This window comes from Jeotgalibaca arthritidis (assembly GCF_011100465.1).
Lineage (GTDB): Bacteria > Bacillota > Bacilli > Lactobacillales > Aerococcaceae > Jeotgalibaca > Jeotgalibaca arthritidis.
Genome location: NZ_CP049740.1, coordinates 2126023 through 2143836, shown reverse-complemented (window position 1 = coordinate 2143836; position 17814 = coordinate 2126023). Strand labels below are relative to the sequence as shown.

The 17814-nt window shown below is 37.8% G+C and carries 18 protein-coding genes; 2 read left to right on the top strand and 16 right to left on the bottom strand.

Annotated features, from left to right (window positions below):
- Positions 1 to 80 precede the first annotated feature (80 nt).
- The 9 genes from dprA to G7057_RS10705 form a co-directional block, all read right to left on the bottom strand.
- On the bottom strand, positions 81 to 935 hold the full coding sequence (gene dprA / locus G7057_RS10745) for a DNA-processing protein DprA (protein ID WP_166163660.1): 855 nt from the start codon (positions 933 to 935) through the stop codon (positions 81 to 83).
- Positions 936 to 998: 63 nt separating this feature from the next.
- Complete coding sequence (locus tag G7057_RS10740; protein WP_166163658.1) at positions 999 to 1778, bottom strand: ribonuclease HII; 780 nt, start codon at positions 1776 to 1778, stop codon at positions 999 to 1001.
- Positions 1778 to 2650 carry a ribosome biogenesis GTPase YlqF gene (gene ylqF / locus G7057_RS10735; protein ID WP_166163656.1) on the bottom strand — a complete coding sequence of 291 codons (873 nt, stop codon included), beginning with the start codon at positions 2648 to 2650 and terminating at the stop codon, positions 1778 to 1780. The genes G7057_RS10740 and ylqF overlap by 1 nt, the downstream gene beginning before the upstream one ends.
- Before the next feature lie 159 nt (positions 2651 to 2809).
- Positions 2810 to 3439, bottom strand: a complete 630-nt coding sequence (gene lepB / locus G7057_RS10730; protein WP_227004599.1) for a signal peptidase I — start codon at positions 3437 to 3439, stop codon at positions 2810 to 2812.
- A gap of 39 nt (positions 3440 to 3478) precedes the next feature.
- Positions 3479 to 4021 carry a signal peptidase I gene (lepB, locus tag G7057_RS10725; RefSeq protein ID WP_166163654.1) on the bottom strand — a complete coding sequence of 181 codons (543 nt, stop codon included), beginning with the start codon at positions 4019 to 4021 and terminating at the stop codon, positions 3479 to 3481.
- On the bottom strand, positions 4022 to 5524 hold the full coding sequence (locus G7057_RS10720) for a S41 family peptidase (RefSeq protein ID WP_166163652.1): 1503 nt from the start codon (positions 5522 to 5524) through the stop codon (positions 4022 to 4024).
- 36 nt (positions 5525 to 5560) lie between these two features.
- Positions 5561 to 6265, bottom strand: coding sequence for a purine-nucleoside phosphorylase (gene deoD, locus G7057_RS10715; protein ID WP_166163650.1), 705 nt, complete (start codon positions 6263 to 6265; stop codon positions 5561 to 5563).
- Between the two features lie 2 nt (positions 6266 to 6267).
- A complete protein-coding gene (locus tag G7057_RS10710; protein ID WP_166163648.1) occupies positions 6268 to 6525 on the bottom strand; it encodes a YozE family protein in 258 nt (85 codons plus the stop codon).
- A gap of 48 nt (positions 6526 to 6573) precedes the next feature.
- Positions 6574 to 7194: a DUF2140 family protein gene (locus G7057_RS10705; RefSeq protein ID WP_166163646.1), complete on the bottom strand. Its 621-nt coding sequence runs from the start codon at positions 7192 to 7194 to the stop codon at positions 6574 to 6576.
- 121 nt (positions 7195 to 7315) lie between these two features.
- Between G7057_RS10705 and trhA the strand changes: the two genes are divergently transcribed.
- Together trhA and G7057_RS10695 are read left to right on the top strand one after the other, a co-directional pair.
- Positions 7316 to 7963 (top strand): PAQR family membrane homeostasis protein TrhA, encoded by a 648-nt coding sequence (gene trhA, locus G7057_RS10700; RefSeq protein WP_166163644.1) that lies wholly within the window; start codon positions 7316 to 7318, stop codon positions 7961 to 7963.
- A 128-nt stretch (positions 7964 to 8091) separates the two neighbouring features.
- Entirely contained in the window at positions 8092 to 8292 is a 201-nt protein-coding gene (locus G7057_RS10695) for a hypothetical protein (protein ID WP_166163642.1), read from the top strand.
- 797 nt (positions 8293 to 9089) lie between these two features.
- Here the strand turns inward: G7057_RS10695 and G7057_RS10685 are convergent.
- From G7057_RS10685 to purN, 7 genes are all read right to left on the bottom strand, one after another.
- A complete protein-coding gene (locus G7057_RS10685) occupies positions 9090 to 9566 on the bottom strand; it encodes a dihydrofolate reductase (RefSeq protein WP_166163638.1) in 477 nt (158 codons plus the stop codon).
- 13 nt (positions 9567 to 9579) lie between these two features.
- Positions 9580 to 10527 (bottom strand): thymidylate synthase, encoded by a 948-nt coding sequence (locus G7057_RS10680; RefSeq protein WP_166163636.1) that lies wholly within the window; start codon positions 10525 to 10527, stop codon positions 9580 to 9582.
- A gap of 20 nt (positions 10528 to 10547) precedes the next feature.
- The gene (locus tag G7057_RS10675) at positions 10548 to 12446 is read right to left on the bottom strand and encodes an ABC-F family ATP-binding cassette domain-containing protein (protein WP_166163634.1); all 1899 of its coding nucleotides are present in this window, start codon (positions 12444 to 12446) and stop codon (positions 10548 to 10550) included.
- A 67-nt stretch (positions 12447 to 12513) separates the two neighbouring features.
- Positions 12514 to 14187, bottom strand: coding sequence for a formate--tetrahydrofolate ligase (locus G7057_RS10670; protein ID WP_166163632.1), 1674 nt, complete (start codon positions 14185 to 14187; stop codon positions 12514 to 12516).
- Positions 14188 to 14379: 192 nt separating this feature from the next.
- Complete coding sequence (gene purD / locus G7057_RS10665; protein WP_166163630.1) at positions 14380 to 15645, bottom strand: phosphoribosylamine--glycine ligase; 1266 nt, start codon at positions 15643 to 15645, stop codon at positions 14380 to 14382.
- A gap of 18 nt (positions 15646 to 15663) precedes the next feature.
- The gene (purH, locus tag G7057_RS10660) at positions 15664 to 17238 is read right to left on the bottom strand and encodes a bifunctional phosphoribosylaminoimidazolecarboxamide formyltransferase/IMP cyclohydrolase (RefSeq protein ID WP_166163628.1); all 1575 of its coding nucleotides are present in this window, start codon (positions 17236 to 17238) and stop codon (positions 15664 to 15666) included.
- The gene (gene purN / locus G7057_RS10655; RefSeq protein ID WP_166163626.1) at positions 17235 to 17813 is read right to left on the bottom strand and encodes a phosphoribosylglycinamide formyltransferase; all 579 of its coding nucleotides are present in this window, start codon (positions 17811 to 17813) and stop codon (positions 17235 to 17237) included. The genes purH and purN overlap by 4 nt, the downstream gene beginning before the upstream one ends.
- Position 17814: the final 1 nt, after the last annotated feature.

The window sequence follows — 17814 nt, the reverse complement described above, 5'->3', positions numbered from 1 at the left end:
CGAACTAAAATCGTAAATCATCTTATGCTACTATACATCACTTTGTCAAATTTATTTTATTTTTATTTATCAAAAAAAACTTATAATTGCCACAAATGTGTCATTTCTTCGAGAATATCATCGGCAGTCATCACTAGTTTGGCTCCTGAACGAATCAAGTGATTGGTGCCACTACTGGCTGCTGTTAAAATACTGCCAGGCACTGCAAACACTTCTCTATTTTCCTGTAAGGCTAAATTTGCCGTTATCAAACTTCCAGAGCGTTCTTTTGCTTCTACCACAAGCGTACCTTGACACAATCCGGCTATGATGCGATTCCTCATTGGGAAATGAGAACGGTGTGGCTTTTTACCGAGTGGGTATTCACTAATCACCAATTGCTTGTCTAGCATGTGTTGTTGTAAATGTTGATTCTGAGAAGGGTAGTAAACATCCAACCCCGTTCCGATAACCGCGATTGTGTCACCTTTCAAACGAATCGTTTGTTGATGAGCATATTGGTCAATTCCAGCAGCTAATCCACTAACAATCGTCACATTTTTTGAAACTAAGGCTGGTAATAGAACAGCCAAAACCTGTTCACCATAAGCAGATGCTCTTCGACTACCTACGATAGCCAATCGTCTACGCTTTGTCAATTTCCAGTCTCCTTTGTAAAAAAGAACAACCGGTGGTGAATGAATTTCTTTCAAGGATGGTGGGTAATCCTCATCAATAATAGTAGAAAATTGAATGTTTGCTGACTGATAATCTTTTAGAACTTTTTCATATGCAGTGTCACACTTTCCCCCTACAATTCGACTATCCATTACTTGCAATAAATAATGTCGTTCGCCTTCGTCAGTCGTGTTAGCGATTACATTCATTTCTTTAGCAGATAACTCGCCCATAATAGCCAATTGGATAAGCAAGTCTCTTAGGTCAGATTTTAGCATAAAAAAGCCTCCTTATATATGTCTCTATATATAAATAGAACAAAAAGAGGCTTTTGCGTTTTTTTATTTCATTTTTTGTGTCATTGATTTGATTGGTTCAAAACTTCTACGATGAATTGGCGTTACACCATATTGGTCTAACCCTTCTAAATGAGTCTTTGTCCCATAACCAGCATTCTTCTCAAAACCATAATGTGGATAGACTTTAGCATAGTCCTTCATCAGACTATCGCGATAAACTTTTGCTACAATACTAGCAGCAGCAATCGAATAAGACTTGGTGTCCCCTTTAATGAGTGACTCTTGCTTAAATGGCAGATCTAACGTCATCGCATCGATTAATAAAGCATCTGGTTGAATACCCAACGCTCCCACCGCTTGTTTCATGGCTAGTTTGGTTGCTTGATAAATATTTAACTCATCGATTTGTTGGTTGTCAACGACACCTATTCCGACTTTAGCACATTCCCATATTTCTTTCGACAATAGGTTTCGATTACTTTCCGATAGTTTTTTTGAATCATTAATCGGTAGCGCAGGCATATCAGATGGTAAAATAACTGCCGCCGCAACAATTGGACCTGCTAGAGGGCCACGTCCCACTTCATCAATGCCCGCAATAATATGATAGCCTTCTGTCATTAATTGTCTTTCGTATGTCAACATTTTCTCGCGATGAGTAAGTAATTGCTGACCCTTTTCATAGCGACTATGCCATTGCTTTAAAGCAGTCTGAATACCTTTTCGTTCATCTTTGGCAATAGCCAATAGACGTTCATCACTAGGATCTGTTATCTGTAACAACTGTTCTTTGAGCGCTTGTATAGTTGGTCGCTTCTCCATTAGTCTAACTCCACTTCAACAGTCGGGTCTTGAGGAACCGGGTCAAGTGTATATGTCCCTAATTTCCCATCACGAATATCAAAAATCAACTTTTCGCTGGCACGATCATAGTCGTCACCAAAGTTTAATTTCTTTGTTAAGGCCATTAAAAAGTCTGGCAATTCCTCATCAGTAACATCTTCGTTCAAATGGTAGTAGGATTGGATACGACCAGGGTACTCTGTCTTAAAGAATTTTAAAGCGTACATAGCAATGTCATCTTTATGGAAGAGCGCATCTTTAATCGCACCGGTTAGTGCTAAGTGAACACCCGTTTGAGGGTCTTCAAACTTATGCCATAGGATACCAGGTGTATCTAATAATTCAAATTCATTTCCAATTTTCAACCATTGTTGGTGTTTGGTTACACCTGGTTTATTGGATGCTTTGGCACGATTTTTCTTAATCATTTGATTAATAAAAGTCGACTTACCTACGTTAGGAATACCGAGTACCATTAAACGTGTCGCACGGGGTTTCATTCCTTTTGATACCCAGACTTTGTGTTTTTCTGCCATCATTTCTTGAAGAACTTTTTTAACATATTTAATATCATTTTGATTAAATACGTTAACAGCGATGGCTTTTTGATTTTCATTCTTTTTATTATAATATTGTAACCATTTTTCTGTTTTACTTTGGTCAGCTAAATCTAATTTATTCAAAATAATTAAACGTGGTTTGTGACCGACAATCTCATCTATCAATGGATTCGAACTAGACTCTGGGATTCTTGCATCAACAAGTTCAATAACAATATCCACCATATTTCTATTCTCAATTGCTTCACGCTTGGCTTTCGCCATATGTCCTGGAAACCATTGAATAACCATATTTATACACTTCCTTATTTCATTGTCTCACAGCTTTTTACGCTATCAAATGCCTTACTATCATAACATAGTTGGCTTTAGAAAAAAATTATTCTTTTTTCTTTTAAAAAAAGAAGTTGAGATACTGTAATCTCAACTTCTCTTGTTAGAGGTGATGCTCTATTCATTTTTTTCAAGAAAGCCAGCCCGATTTAATGGCCAAATTCTTAAACTGGTTGTTCCTTCAATCAGCTCTTCTGAAACAAATCCAAATACGCGACTGTCTTTGCTACGTGATCGATTGTCTCCCATAACGAAATACATGCCTTCTGGTACTTGATAGCTATCACTCTCAGGTATATCCATCAAGGTAAAGTCCGGCGTTAACGTACTATCTTCTTTTTCAGCTTGCAAGCTTTCTAAGTAGTGTTCTTCTACTGCTTCGCCATTCACATACAACAAATCGTCAAGATAGACGATCTCATCTCCTGGCATACCAATAATCCGTTTGACATATTCTTCGTTCTCTTTAGCCCCTTCTGGATCAGGAGCAGGAAAAACAACGACATCAAAACGGTCAATTGAGCCCAAACGATTTAAAATCAAACGGTCGCCGTCTTGCAAAGTCGGATACATAGACGGTCCCACAACTTGTAATGGGAAAAACAAATACGCTCGTATCAATAAAAACAAGATATAAGCAATCGCAACCGAAAATAAGATGTTTAGGACTTCTTTGAAAAAACTACCAGTCGACTTAGAAGCTGCCGATTTTTTATTTTTCCATTGTTTTTCTGTTTGTTTATTCATCATCATGGCTCCTTTTCGTTCGACGGTTTAAAAAGAATACTACGGAAGAATGGCTATTTTATCAAAAGGATAAATAACCAATCTTGCTTTCCCTTCAATCGACACTTTCGGAACAAAACCAAACATTCGGCTGTCTTTGCTACGTGATCGATTGTCACCCAAAACATAGTAATTCCCTTCAGGGATAACCTCTAAACCTGTTAACGATTCCAGTGTAAAGTCCGCAGTATCGACTTGATTCTCTTCATTTTCTAGGTCGAGAAATGGCTCATCAATTGGCTCATCATTAATATAGAGTTGATCGTCTTCATAACGAAGACGTTCACCAGGTAAGCCAACAATACGCTTAATAAAGGCTTCGCCTTGACTATCATGGAACAAAATAATATCGAATCGCTCCAATGTCGTAAAGGGCTCATAAACAATATGCGTATTATGTTCCAAAGTAGGTGACATAGAACTGCCTTCCACCTTAACCGGAATGAAAACAAAATAGCGTATAAAAACGGCAACAGCTAACGAAAGTAATAACAATCGCAAGAAGTCAGTTATTTTTTTTGTTTTTGAACGCTCTATTTCCATCTATTCACTCATATCCCTTAACACGTCAATCGCTTTTTTAACTTGCGTATCATTTTCAGCAATGACTTCTCTTAATTTTTCAATCAATTTTCCGCCTGTTTCTTCTGTTAATTCACCCGTTACTTCTAAGTCAACACTCATTTGGAAATCCTTAATCGCAACGAATGTTTCTTCATCAAAGTAACCATCAGCAGTAACTTCAAAGCCAACAGCCGCTAACATTTTTTCAAGATTTAAAACAGCACTTGATACTTCACCAATTTCATATGTTTGCGTAAAGTCAATCAAGGTTAAAAAGGCAAAATCGGGTAATTCTACTTCAAAGTCAGGTTGAATCCCTTCATCATGAATCCAATTGCCATTTGGGGTTAACCATTTCGCAACGGTTAATTTTAATTCATTGTCTTGACTTAATGGGTAAATGGATTGAACGGTCCCTTTACCAAATGACGTGACACCCACTAATGGAATACCCGCTGCTTCTTGTAAAACACCGGCTAAAATTTCAGACGCACTAGCGCTGCCTTCATCAATCAGCATGACGGATGGCTCTGTAATTTGGAAATCACCGTACTCTTTATCGCTTGCTAACACTTTTTGTGGTTCAATGCCACGTTCTTCCGTTTGAACGAGAACGGCTCCGTCTTCAACGAACATATTTCCAATTTTAATAGCTTGATCTAACAAGCCACCTGGATTTTGTCTGAAATCAAAAATAAATTTTTCAACCCCTTGATTTCTCAACTCAGTAACAGCTGAAACCATTTCATCATAGGTTGGACGAGAAAAGCTAAAGACACTGACGATGCCAATAGTTGGATCATCTTCAAGTTGTTCATAGGCGACTGTTTCAATTGGAATAGTGTCACGGACAATATCGACTGTAAAGGTTTGGCTTCCCCTTTGAATTTCTAATGTGACAGCTGTTCCCTTTTCACCACGAATCAGGTTGACCGCTTCAGTGGTTGTCATCCCTGCTAGGGAGGTGCCATCTGCACTTAAAACAATATCATTGGGTAACAAGCCTGCTGCCTCAGCAGGTGCTCCTTTAATCGGTGAAACAATAACAATTTGATCATTTAAGCTAGTAATTTCAGCTCCAATCCCTTCGAAGGATGCAGAGATACTCTCATCCAGAGTATCACTTTCATCTACATCTAGAAATTGACTGTAAGGATCACCGACTGCATCAACCATTCCCTTTAGGGCACCATTTAAGAGCGTTTCGCTGTCGACTTCATTAATATGGTATTGAGAAATCAGTTCATAAACAGCTTGTAGATTATCAGAACCTGGTATCGCATTAATGCTTGAGTTTTGACTGCCAGTCAGTCCGCTTAAAGGATGACTATCGGTCTCTTTATCTCCAACAAAAAACCAAGTTGTTACAACTGCTATAACAGCAACAAGAATCAGTGATATAAAATAAACAGGGAGTTTTACCCCTATTCGTTTCTTTTTATTTCTTGGTTGTACTTTTCTTTTTTCCTTTTCTTCATTCATCTAACAAGGGTCACCTCCAGCTGGTCTTCGAATCGCTTATTTTAAGACACTTTCAAGCGCAACTAACATCATATCGTTGAATGTTGTTTCTCTTTCTTCTGATGTTGTTTCTTCACCTGTTAAAATGTGATCACTAATTGTTAAGATCGCTAATGTGTTAACGTGGTGTTGTGCACCTAACATGTATAAGCCTGCTGCTTCCATTTCAACTGCTAAAACACCGTAGTCAGCTAATTTCTTTTTATCTAATTCTGCGTTGTAGAAACGGTCAGATGATAGAACATTTCCAACATGAACGTTAAGATTTTTTTCTTTAGCAACTTGGTACGCATCGTGAAGCAAGTTAAAGTTTGCAATTGGCGCAAAGCTTACTTGATTATGGAAAATATTTTGAATAACGCTAGAATCTGTTGTTGCACCTTGAGCTAAGACGATATCACGAACATGAACATCTTCTTGAATAGAACCAGCAGAACCTACACGAATTAAGTTTTTCACACCATATTCTGTAATTAATTCGTTGGCATAAATCATAATAGACGGTAATCCCATACCAGTTCCTTGAACAGACACGCGTTTCCCTTTGTATGTTCCTGTGTAACCAAACATATTACGGACAGAGTTGTATTGAACAACATCTTCTAAATATGTTTCTGCAATGTATTTTGCACGTAATGGATCTCCTGGTAATAAAACTGTTTCTGCAATTTCTCCTACTTTAGCTGAAATATGTACACTCATGATTAAAATTCCTCACTTTTCATTGTTGTTTTATTGGCTTGCTCTTTTCTTTCGATATACTCTTGGTACATTTCATCAAATGTATCCATAAATTCTGTGTATTCACCGCTCAATTCCAAATAATCGGCTAAGTCAGCATAATTGGAATGTGATCGTGGAAATCCGCTATCTGCTTCTAACAGGTTAGCAAAAGCTGTTAAAGCATCCTTTTTATAGGGATCTCTATAAGTCATTGCAAATTGAAAAAATTGTTGATCCAAATTATCCACCTCTTTTATCCTTGTCTCTTCATTGCAAAGACCTTTTCCCTATTGTAGCAAATTTTGCTTAGAGATAGTGAGTTGAATTGTATATTCTTTATTATCTTTGTCGATTTGAAGAACTTTTATTTGATCAACTTGCTCCGAAACGAGTTGATCTAATCGAACAATCAAATATTGGTCATCAGGATTCACATCTAATGGTAAATCTGATTGAAATTGATTGGCCATAATTGCCATCGTTTGCTTGATCGGTAAAGATAAGTTACCTAGCTGTATACTGTTCACCTTCAATTGTAGATTACCATCTTCCATTGGAAAGGGCTCTGCTTCAACAACATAGTCGACTGGAAAACCCAGCACACTTAATTGACCGGTCATGCTAATCATTTCAGCGACACTTACCGATGAGATACTCTCATTTTGACTAGCGATTAATGCCTGTGATAGCAATGTTTCTATATCTGTATTACCCAAAATGACCGTTGCCTGCAATTGGTCAGAAGTCGGCGATACTGGACCCGTTTGTTCAACTGATTGATCGGTTGTTGTTTTAGAATTGGAAAACAAACTGACTGATAAACTGATGATCAGCAGTAGATTTAGTGTTACTAAAATCAAAAATGCCCATTTCCATCCATTTTGTCTATCTTTTTGACCTTTTTCCACTTGAATCCTCCTTTACATATTTTTAATAGTCACGAAGCCTTATATTTCATAATTTTACCACTTTTTATGCTATACTGTCATTAGATTAACTTGTAATTGTTCGACTTAAGGGAGGGTTACTATGACAACAGACATTCAAATGAAAAAATCAAAAGAGATACTAATGGAAGTTCTAAATGCCGTGACACATGGGATTGGAACGCTTCTAAGTATCGCAGCACTTGTCTTCTTAATTATGAAAGGACTCGACGCACAAAATACGGTTCATTTTTCAGCTTATCTGATTTATGGTATTTCAATGATTTTACTTTTTCTTTCATCTACCTTATACCATAGCTTTAGTTTCACAAGTTACTACAAGGTATTCCGTTATATTGACCATGCAGCTATCTATTTGCTGATTGCTGGGAGCTATACACCCTTTGCTTTAATCGCTTTAAAAGGAACGGCTTCAACATTTTTATTTGCAACGATTTGGTCAATTGCAATTGTCGGTGTCATCTTAAAAATCTTCTTTGTTGGGAAATTTAATGGGATTTCAACCATTTTGTATTTAGTCATGGGATGGTTAGCTATTTTCCTTATCGGTCCTATTTACCAACATTTAGGTACCAACGGCTTGATTTTATTAATATTAGGTGGTTTAAGCTATAGCTTAGGAACCATTTTCTATGCTAATAAAAAATATGGTATCATGCATGTCATTTGGCATTTGTTTGTATTAGCGGGCGCTGCCTTCCATTACTTCTGTATTTTACTTTATGTATAAAAGAAAAACGGTTTGGGAAAAATCCCAAACCGTTTTTTATTTGTAAGCGATAAATAGCTAGGTACCTGTGATTCCTGACGTTCTCCGGTTAAACTTAAGATATATTAAGTAATCAGGAGGTTTTTAATTTGGAAAAAAATAAACAGTCTATCGTACCTGTAATCTTGCAGAATGATCAAAATAATCGTCGAACCGTTGAAAAGTCCTTGCCACAGAAGTTAGTAGCACATTTAAAAAGCAGTCAGACCGAGCTACTTATATATGAGGGGATTAAACAATCGACATTGAAAATTCTCCTCACGGAGATGTCAATTAATGAAGCTCATTGATTTTACTCAAGTAGAAAATATCTTCATTGTCTGCGGAAAAACAGATATGCGTCGCCAAATTGATGGATTAGCTGCAACGATTACTGAAGAATATGATAGAACATGATACACTTACGCAAATAAAATGTAGAGATGTTCTTCTTAGTCTAGAATTACCCGTATATGTTAATGAATTAGAATACGAGCTCAACTACTATAATACAGAAAATAAGTAACCAAAATTATATTTATAACCAGTCTAATGATATGATGTTTAATATTTATTTTTCCATTCATATGGTATCCATTTGAGATCATTACTAGTTGATTAATTACTAATCCAATTAACAAAATTAATGTGCTTTCAAAAAATGCAGAGATAAATATCAATAAACCTGATAGTTCAATAAAAACAACATTTTTATTTGGAATTCTCTTTAATGATAGTATCCCTAAAATTATATTGAAGATTGCGTAACCATAAATAAAAAACATTGTTATTCCTCCCAGTAAACTATTTTTAATATATTTAGTTTATCTTAATTAGGTACATAAGTTGGAATTTGTTAAATATTTTCACTTAAAAATACACTACTATAGATTCTGAGATGTTTCTTGTAACTGCTAAACTAAAGTAGACCATTTTCGCCAGACAATAATGGGCCACTTTTCTAAAATTGAATCTACTTTATTGTATGATAAGACAGTATTTCTTATTTTTATGATTAGTAGGTGGAAAAGGTGGATAAATGGCATATGTATATGAAAATCAAACAACTACGTGAGTTGAAATACTCAGAAAGGAAGATCGCTACCTTTTATTTGCGTATATATTTTAAGAATTCATGGTCGTGCTTATTTTTTTCATCGCGAATGCCTGGTATTTTTTCAACTAACTGCCAATCTTCCCAGTTTACTTGTGGGAAAAAGGTATCGCCGTCAAAATCACCAGCAATCTTAGTTTGCCATAAGACATCTACAACTGGCATAAACTGCTTGAAAATCTCGCTCCCACCAATCACATAAATATCTTCACTATTACCAATAATATCATCAAGATGATGAACAACTGTCACACCATCCGCTTGATAATCCAATTGTCTTGTCATAATTAAGTTTTGACGATTAGGTAATGGTCGGTTTCCCATACTCTCAAAAGTTTTTCTCCCCATAAGAACCGTATGGCCCGTTGTGGTTTCTTTGAAAAACTTCATATCATTTGGTAATTTCCAAGGTAATCCGCCATCTTTCCCAATAGCGCCCTTTTCATCTTCAGCCCATACAAAAATAATCATTCAGTGATTCCTCCTAAACAGCAATCGGTGCTTTAATACGGGGGTGGCTCTTGTAACCTTTGACGATAATATCATCTTTTTCCATATCAAAAATTGATTTCTCTGGATGTTTGATAACTAATTCTGGCAAGTCATGCGGATCACGAGACAATTGCTCATTAATTTGGTCCATATGATTTAAATATAAGTGAGCATCTCCAAAGGTATGGACAAAGTCGCCGACTTCTAAGCCTGTTTCATTAGCAATCAAATGCGTTAGTAAAGCATAACTCGCAATATTAAAAGGTACGCCGAGAAAGACATCTGCACTTCTTTGGTAGAGTTGGCAACTAAGTTTGCCATCTGCTACATAAAACTGGAATAAAGAATGACACGGCGGTAATGCCATATTTGGAATATCTTCTGGATTCCATGCGGATACCATTAGCCGTCTCGAATCAGGATTATGTTTAATCATTTCAATGACATCTTTAATTTGGTCAATAGTTTCACCTTGACTCGTTTTCCAATGACGCCACTGTGAGCCATAGATTTGTCCGAGTTCGCCGTGTTTACTGGCGAAGTCATCATCTTCTAGAATACGATTTTGAAATTGGGTTAGCTCTATTTGGTAAAGCTCATTAAACGCCTCATCTTCCAAGGAGCGACGACCAAAATCGGTCATATCTGGTCCTGTATAATCAGCTGACTTAATATAACGTTCAAAAGCCCACTCATCCCAAATATGGTTATTATTTTCTAACAAATAACGAATATTTGTATCACCTTTTAAAAACCACAGTAATTCGCTTTTAATTAATCCAAATGCTGTTTTTTTAGTTGTTAATAAAGGAAATCCTTTTTGAAGGTCGAAACGCATTTGATAGCCGAAAATACTCTTCGTTCCTGTTCCAGTACGATCTGTTTTTACAACACCTTCGTCTAGAATTTTTTGAGCAAGTTCTAAGTATTGCTTGGTCATCCTTTTTTCACCTCAACCTTTTATTCATTTATAAACTGACTAAGATACTCGTAACGTTCCCACTTGTCAGATACAGCAGCTTCAGCTAAATCAAGCTGCTCTTGCAGTTCTGCTAGTTTGGAATAATCACTTGCATTGACTGCCATCTGCTCTTTTAACTCATCGACAGTTTCTTCTGCTAGCATAATATCTTCTTCAATCGTCTTCCATTCCATTTGCTCCGAATAGGTCAGTTTGACTTTTTCGTTTTTCTTTTCTGCTGTTGGAATAGCCTCTTTTATAGCTGTTTTTTTCTCAGTTGCTTCACTGGCTTTATCTTTTAAGCCACTCTCTATATAGTCTGTCATGTCACCATAGAAAAGAGCTGGACCAGTTGGGTGGTCAATAACCAACAATTTATGCGCAACTTTATCCAAGAAATAACGATCATGAGAAACAACCAATACAGCGCCTTGGAAAGTGGTTAAATAATCTTCTAAAACGGTCAATGTTTCAATATCCAAATCATTAGTTGGCTCATCAAACAGCAAAACATTCGGTTGATTCATCAAAATTTTCAATAAATACAACCGTCTTCTCTCACCGCCTGACAAGGTGCGGATCAAGCTACCGTGCATCTCACGTGGAAACAAAAATGTTTCTAGCAACTCGGTAATGCTGACAACAACGCCGTCTTTTTTCTTAGCTTCCTCTGCAATTTCTTGCAAATAGTTAATCACACGTTTATCTTCTGGGAATGGTTCCATAATTTGGCGGTAGTAACCAATGCGAACCGTTTCACCAACAACTAGTTTACCTGAAACTGCCTCTAAATCCCCGGCTAGCATCCGTAAAAAGGTCGTTTTACCTGAGCCGTTTTCACCAACAATCCCAATGCGGTCGGTCGATTGGAAAATATGACTAAAATCATTCAAGATGGTTTTTCCACCGATTTCTAACGTCACATCTTCTAAATTAAAGACACGCTTACCTAAGCGAGAACTTTCTAAGCCAATTTCAATTTGCTGGTCATCTTTTACTTGTTGCTTAACACCCTGAGATAAATCTTCGAAGCGGTGAATACGCGCTTGCTGCTTAGTTGTACGAGCCTTCGCTCCTTTACGCATCCAAGCCAGTTCACTCTTATACAATTTTACTTGCTTATCATCCATTTTCTGTTGGATAGCTTCGCGCTCAGCTTTTTGCTCCAAGTATGACGCGTAATTACCCTTGTAACTCTCAATCTGACCATGCTTCAATTCCAGCATATGGTTCGTTACTCGCTCAAGGAAGTAACGATCATGGGTAATCAGTAACAATGACCCCTTATACTGAGCCAAATATTTCTCTAACCAAATAATCGCATCCACGTCTAAGTGGTTAGTCGGTTCATCTAAAAGTAATAAATCTGGCGATTGGATTAACACTTGTGCCAACCCAACACGCTTGCGCTGACCACCAGATAATTCACCGATTTTTTTATCTAATTCAGTAATGCCTAATTTATTTAAAATCGTTTTAAATTGAACTTCTGCTTGCCACGCATCTTTCGTATTCATTTCTTGTTCTGCCTTAGCATAGGCTTGCTGGTAGCGATCATTCATACTGTCTAATGAAAGAAGTGAAACGGCACGCTCATAGTCGCGAACAACGCGAGCGAGCGGCGAGTCACCCTCAAATACCGCTTCAAAAATGGTATGATTATCATCCATTTCAGGTTCTTGAGACAAATAACCAACACGAAAATCAGTCGGTTTTTCAATACTACCTGAATCAGGTTCTTCTTTGCCCGCTAAAATTTCCATTAGCGAACTTTTACCACTCCCGTTCGGACCAATTAATCCCACATATTCGCCTTCACGAATGGTAAACGATACCCGATCAAATAGTTGTTTAATTCCATATGTTTTTGACAATTCAATTGCTTTTAAATCTTTCATTTTCCTATAACCTCAGTTCACATTAACATTCTTTGCCATTATAGCACACTCTATAGTGAACAGATTTTTAAAATAGACCGGTTACTGTACCATCTTCTAAAACATCCATGTTTAAAGCTGCTGGTTGTTTCGGTAAACCAGGCATCGTTAAAATGTCACCTGTTAAGGCAACTAAGAAACCTGCACCAATTTTTGGTACAAATTCGCGAATCGTAATCGTAAACCCTTCTGGACGAGCAAGCTTAGATGGATCATCTGATAAAGAATATTGCGTTTTTGCCATACAAACCGGTAAATGTTCCCAGCCATTACGATTAAATTGCTTGATTTGTGTTTCAGCTTTTTTACTATACTGAACATCAGAACCACCGTAAATGGTTTTTACGACGCGAGAAATTTTCTCTTTAATCGTTGTTTCATCAGCCACATATAAGGGACTAAAATATGTTTCTTGGTCGCATGCACGGACAACAGCTTCAGCCAAAGCGATTCCGCCATCTGGGCCATTTTCCCAAACAGACGATAGCACGCACTCAACACCCATTTGTTGGCAAGCTTCTTGAAGGGCATCAATTTCTTCTTGAGTATCATGAACAAATTGATTGATTCCAACAACAACTGGAATACCATAAGACTGCATATTTTCAATATGTTTTTGAAGGTTAACGAAGCCGGCCTTAACTGCTGCAACATCTTCTGTATCCTTCAATTTATCTTTAGGAACACCACCGTGCATTTTCAATGAGCGAATCGTCGCAACAATGACAACTGCATCTGGGTGCTTACCTAAAACTGGTACTTTAATATCTAAAAACTTCTCAGCTCCTAAATCAGCACCAAAACCCGCTTCAGTTACAACGTAATCCGCTAATTTCAGGGCTGATTGAGTCGCAATGACACTGTTACAGCCATGAGCAATATTTGCAAACGGTCCTCCATGAACGAAAGCTGGTGTATGATAAAGGGTTTGAACGAGATTTGGTTCAAGGGCATCCTTTAATATAAGTGTTAAAGCTCCTTCCATTTTTAAGTCACGAACGGTCACTGGCTTACGGCTTGTATTGTAACCAATCACAATATGAGCTAAACGGTCTTTTAAATCATGAAGAGAAGTCGCTAAACATAAAATGGCCATAATTTCGCTAGCAACAGTAATATCAAAGCCATCTTCTCTGGGTACACCATTCGTTGGACCACCTAAACCGATAACAACGTTTCTCAGCGCACGGTCGTTAATATCTAAGACACGTTTCCACGTAATGCGGCGTTGATCAATTTGTAGCGGATTACCTTGCTGGATGTGGTTATCGATAAAAGCGGCTAGGGCATTATTTGTTGCTGTAATGGCGTGCATATCGCCAGTAAAATGAAGATTAATTTCTTCCATTGGTTGAACTTGCGCATAACCACCACCTGCAGCTCCGCCCTTCATTCCCATGGTTGGCCCCATTGACGGTTCTCTTAAAGCAATCATCGTTTTTTTACCAATTTTAGCTAGCGAATCGCCAAGTCCAACTGTCATCGTTGACTTTCCTTCGCCAGCTGGCGTCGGGCTAATAGCCGTTACTAAAATTAATTTGCCATTTTCTTCTTGACCTAAGTTTTTTATTTTATCCCATGATAGTTTAGCTTTATATTTACCATACTGTTTGATGTCATCTTCCCCAAGACCTAATGTCTTTGCAATGGTCATAATCGGTTGCATTTGGTTTTCCTGTGCAATTTGAATATCAGTTTTCAATCAACTCAACCCCATTCGAATTATTTTATTCATTTTACCAAAGTTTTGAATTAAAAAATATCTATATTCTGTTCTTCTTTTTAATCTTTTCCTCACTCATTTAAAACTGGTCGGCACAAACTGAAAATAAGGTTCGCTATCTCTTTTATTCAAAAAAATAAAGACGCCATTTTCTGGCGCCTCCTATTTATACTATTGGTGCAGCCCAATATCATTTCGATAAAAACTATCAGGAACAGTTAACTGTGTGAGTTGTTTATAAACCTGGTCACGGCATTTAGAGAATTCATTCGCTTGAGCTGTTACCATCAAAATTCTGCCACCATTAGCAACTAGTTGGTCAGCGTCTTTGCTAACACCGGCGTAACGAATGGCATCAGCTACGGTTTCTTCGGTTAGCTGAATCGGCATACCACGCTTATAGACTTTTGGGTAACCTTTTGCCGCTAAAACAACCCCAAGGCTTTTTTGATCAGACAAACTGATTTTAAAAGGTTGCTGATTAATATGTGCCAGTGTCACATCATAAAAATCATCCTCGATTAAAGGTAATAGAATTTGTGTTTCTGGATCACCAAAGCGCGTGTTAAATTCGATGACATAAATGCCTTTCTCAGTTTTCATCAACCCAGCATATAAGACACCCGTAAATGGACATCCTTGGCTAACCATTTGATCGATAACCGGTTGGATAACACTTTGATTTACCTCATCCAGTAATTCATCAGCCCAATCAACAGGTGCATAGGCCCCCATGCCGCCTGTATTTAAACCTTTATCGCCATCGCCAACTCTCTTATAGTCACGAGCTGTTCCGACCGGAATGGTATGCTTGCCATTAACAAGAACAAAATAAGAGAATTCTTCGCCGACTAAGCACTCTTCAATGATGACATCCGACTGATGGTCAATCATCATCGCCTTTAGTGTTAGCTTAGCATCTTCAAAATCTGGTGAAATGGTTACACCTTTCCCTTGTGCAAGACCATCTTCTTTTAAAACAATTGGAAAGCTTTGCTCTGCTAAATACTCTAAAGCATTGTCGAAATCGTCTGACTTAAAGTAACGATAGGCTGCCGTTTTAACATCAGCTTTTTCCATAACAGCCTTCGCAAAAGCCTTCGAAGACTCCAATTGAGCAGCTTCCTTAGTTGGTCCTACAACCGCTAATCCCTCTTCTGAAAAACGGTCTACAATTCCTAGATTTAAAGGAACTTCAGGACCAACAAATGTAAGAGAAACAGCTTCTTCCTTAGCAAAATGAAGTAATGCTTCAATATCCTCTACAGTTATAGCAACACATGAAATGGCTGCTTCATATTCATTAGCTGATTGAACCATGCCTGGATTACCTGGGGCAACAAAAACTTGGTTAACGTGCGAACTTTTGGCGTACTGCTTAGCAAGAGCATGCTCTCTACCGCCTGCTCCTACCACTAATATGCTTGTTTTGGTCATAAGTGGCCGGCTCCTTTTTTAATGTTTGAAATGACGGATACCCGTTTTTACCATTGCCATAGCTGCTTCATCACAGGCTTTGACTGAATCACTATCTTTTAGAGATCCACCCGGTTGAATAACCGCAGTAACGCCGTATTGGTTAGCAAGTTGAACGGTATCGTCCATTGGGAAAAAGGCATCACTAGCCATAACTAATAGCGTATCATCTAGAGTTGTTAAAGCTTCTTTAGCTTGTTCTAACGCAATTTTAGCAGCGCCAACACGGTTCATTTGGCCTGAACCGATTCCTAACGTGCGATAATCATTTGTTATTACAATAGCATTACTCTTCACGTGTTTACACACGCGCATACCAAAGCTCATTGCTGTTAATTCACGCTCTGTCGGTTGGCGCTCAGTCATCGTTTCCCATTGATCAAATTGTGTTAATTCTTTTGAATCATCCACATTTTGAACGAGTAAGCCACCAGAAACTGAACTATATTCCCATTCTTTTTGGTCATGCGACTCTGGAAAGTTGAGGGTCATTAAGCGAAGATTTTTCTTTTTCGCTAATAATTGGAAAGCATCCTCATCAAAAGATGGTGCAATAACAATTTCTAAAAAGATCGTATGTAGCTTTTCAGCTAGTTCTAAACTAACGGGACGATTGACAACAACAATCCCACCAAAGATGGAAATCGGATCTGCTTCAAAACAACGATCAAAAGCTTGTTCAATATTGTCTCCAATAGCTACACCACAAGGATTTAAGTGTTTGACAGCTACAGCACAAGCTTCTGGGAACTCTTTAATGATTTGAAGGGCCGCATTAGCATCTTTAATATTATTGTACGACAGTGCTTTACCATGCAATTGCTCTGCTCGAGAAATACTATAGTTAGGCGCATTTAATTGCGTATAGAAATCAGCTTCTTGGTGGCTATTTTCGCCATAACGAAGGCTTTGGTTATGCTCGTAAGATAAAACTAATTGTGGCCAATTCGCTTCTTTTTCTAATGGCTCAAACGATTCTGTTAAGTAATTAGCAATTAGTGAATCGTAGTAAGCTGTTAATTGGAAGACCTTTTTAGCTAAGTATTGTCTAAAAGCTAAGTTTGTTTCACCAGTTTCATCTAATTGACTAATCAATTGATCGTAGTCTCTTGGATCTGTTACGACTGTGACAGATTGATAGTTTTTAGCTGCACTTCTCAGCATGCTTGGACCACCAATATCAATGTTTTCAATCGCATCACCCAATGTCACATCAGCTTTCGTGATTGTCTCTTTAAAGGGATATAAATTAACAACAACGACGTCAATTGGTAAAATCCCATGTTCTGACATAGCTGCTTGATGCTTTTCGTTACTTCTAAGTCCTAACAAACCACCGTGAATTTTAGGGTGAAGTGTTTTTACACGACCGTCCATCATCTCTGGAAATTCCGTTACACTTTCAACGGCTGCTACTGGAATACCGGCATCTTCTAATGCTTTTAACGTTCCACCTGTACTTAGAAGAGATAGACCAGCTTTTATTAAACTTTTGGCTACTCTTTCGATTTCTGTTTTATCCGACACACTGATTAAGGCATAACGTTTGGTCATGAATATGCGCACTCCTTTTTCGTTACTTGTTGAATAATTTCTGGGTAAAGTCGGTGTTCAATTTGGTGAATTGCTTCTTCTAGCGTTTCTAAATCCCATCCATCTTGAATGGCTACTTCTTCTTGGGCAATAACGGGGCCCGTATCAATGCCGTTATCAACATAATGAACCGTTACACCCGTATGAGTAGCTTTTGCATCAAAGGCCTCTTTAATGCTGTTTTTACCCGGAAAAGCTGGTAAAAGCGATGGATGAATATTCAAAATGCGATTAGGGAATCGATTCAACAATGGTTGACCAATGATTCGCATAAAGCCTGCTAAAACAATCCAGTCTACTTGATGTGTTTCCAAGAAAGAAAGAATAAATCCTTCCCACTTCTCTCGTGTTGCACATTGTTGTGGTGCACAAACAAAGAATGGAATATTATGTTTGATGGCACGCTCAATCACGTATGCATGCGGATTATCACAGAATAGACAGGCAATTTCAGCGTCCAAGCGACCTTCTAGTGACGCTTGGATAATAGCTTCAACGTTAGAGCCATTTCCTGAAGCGAATAAAGCGATTCTCATA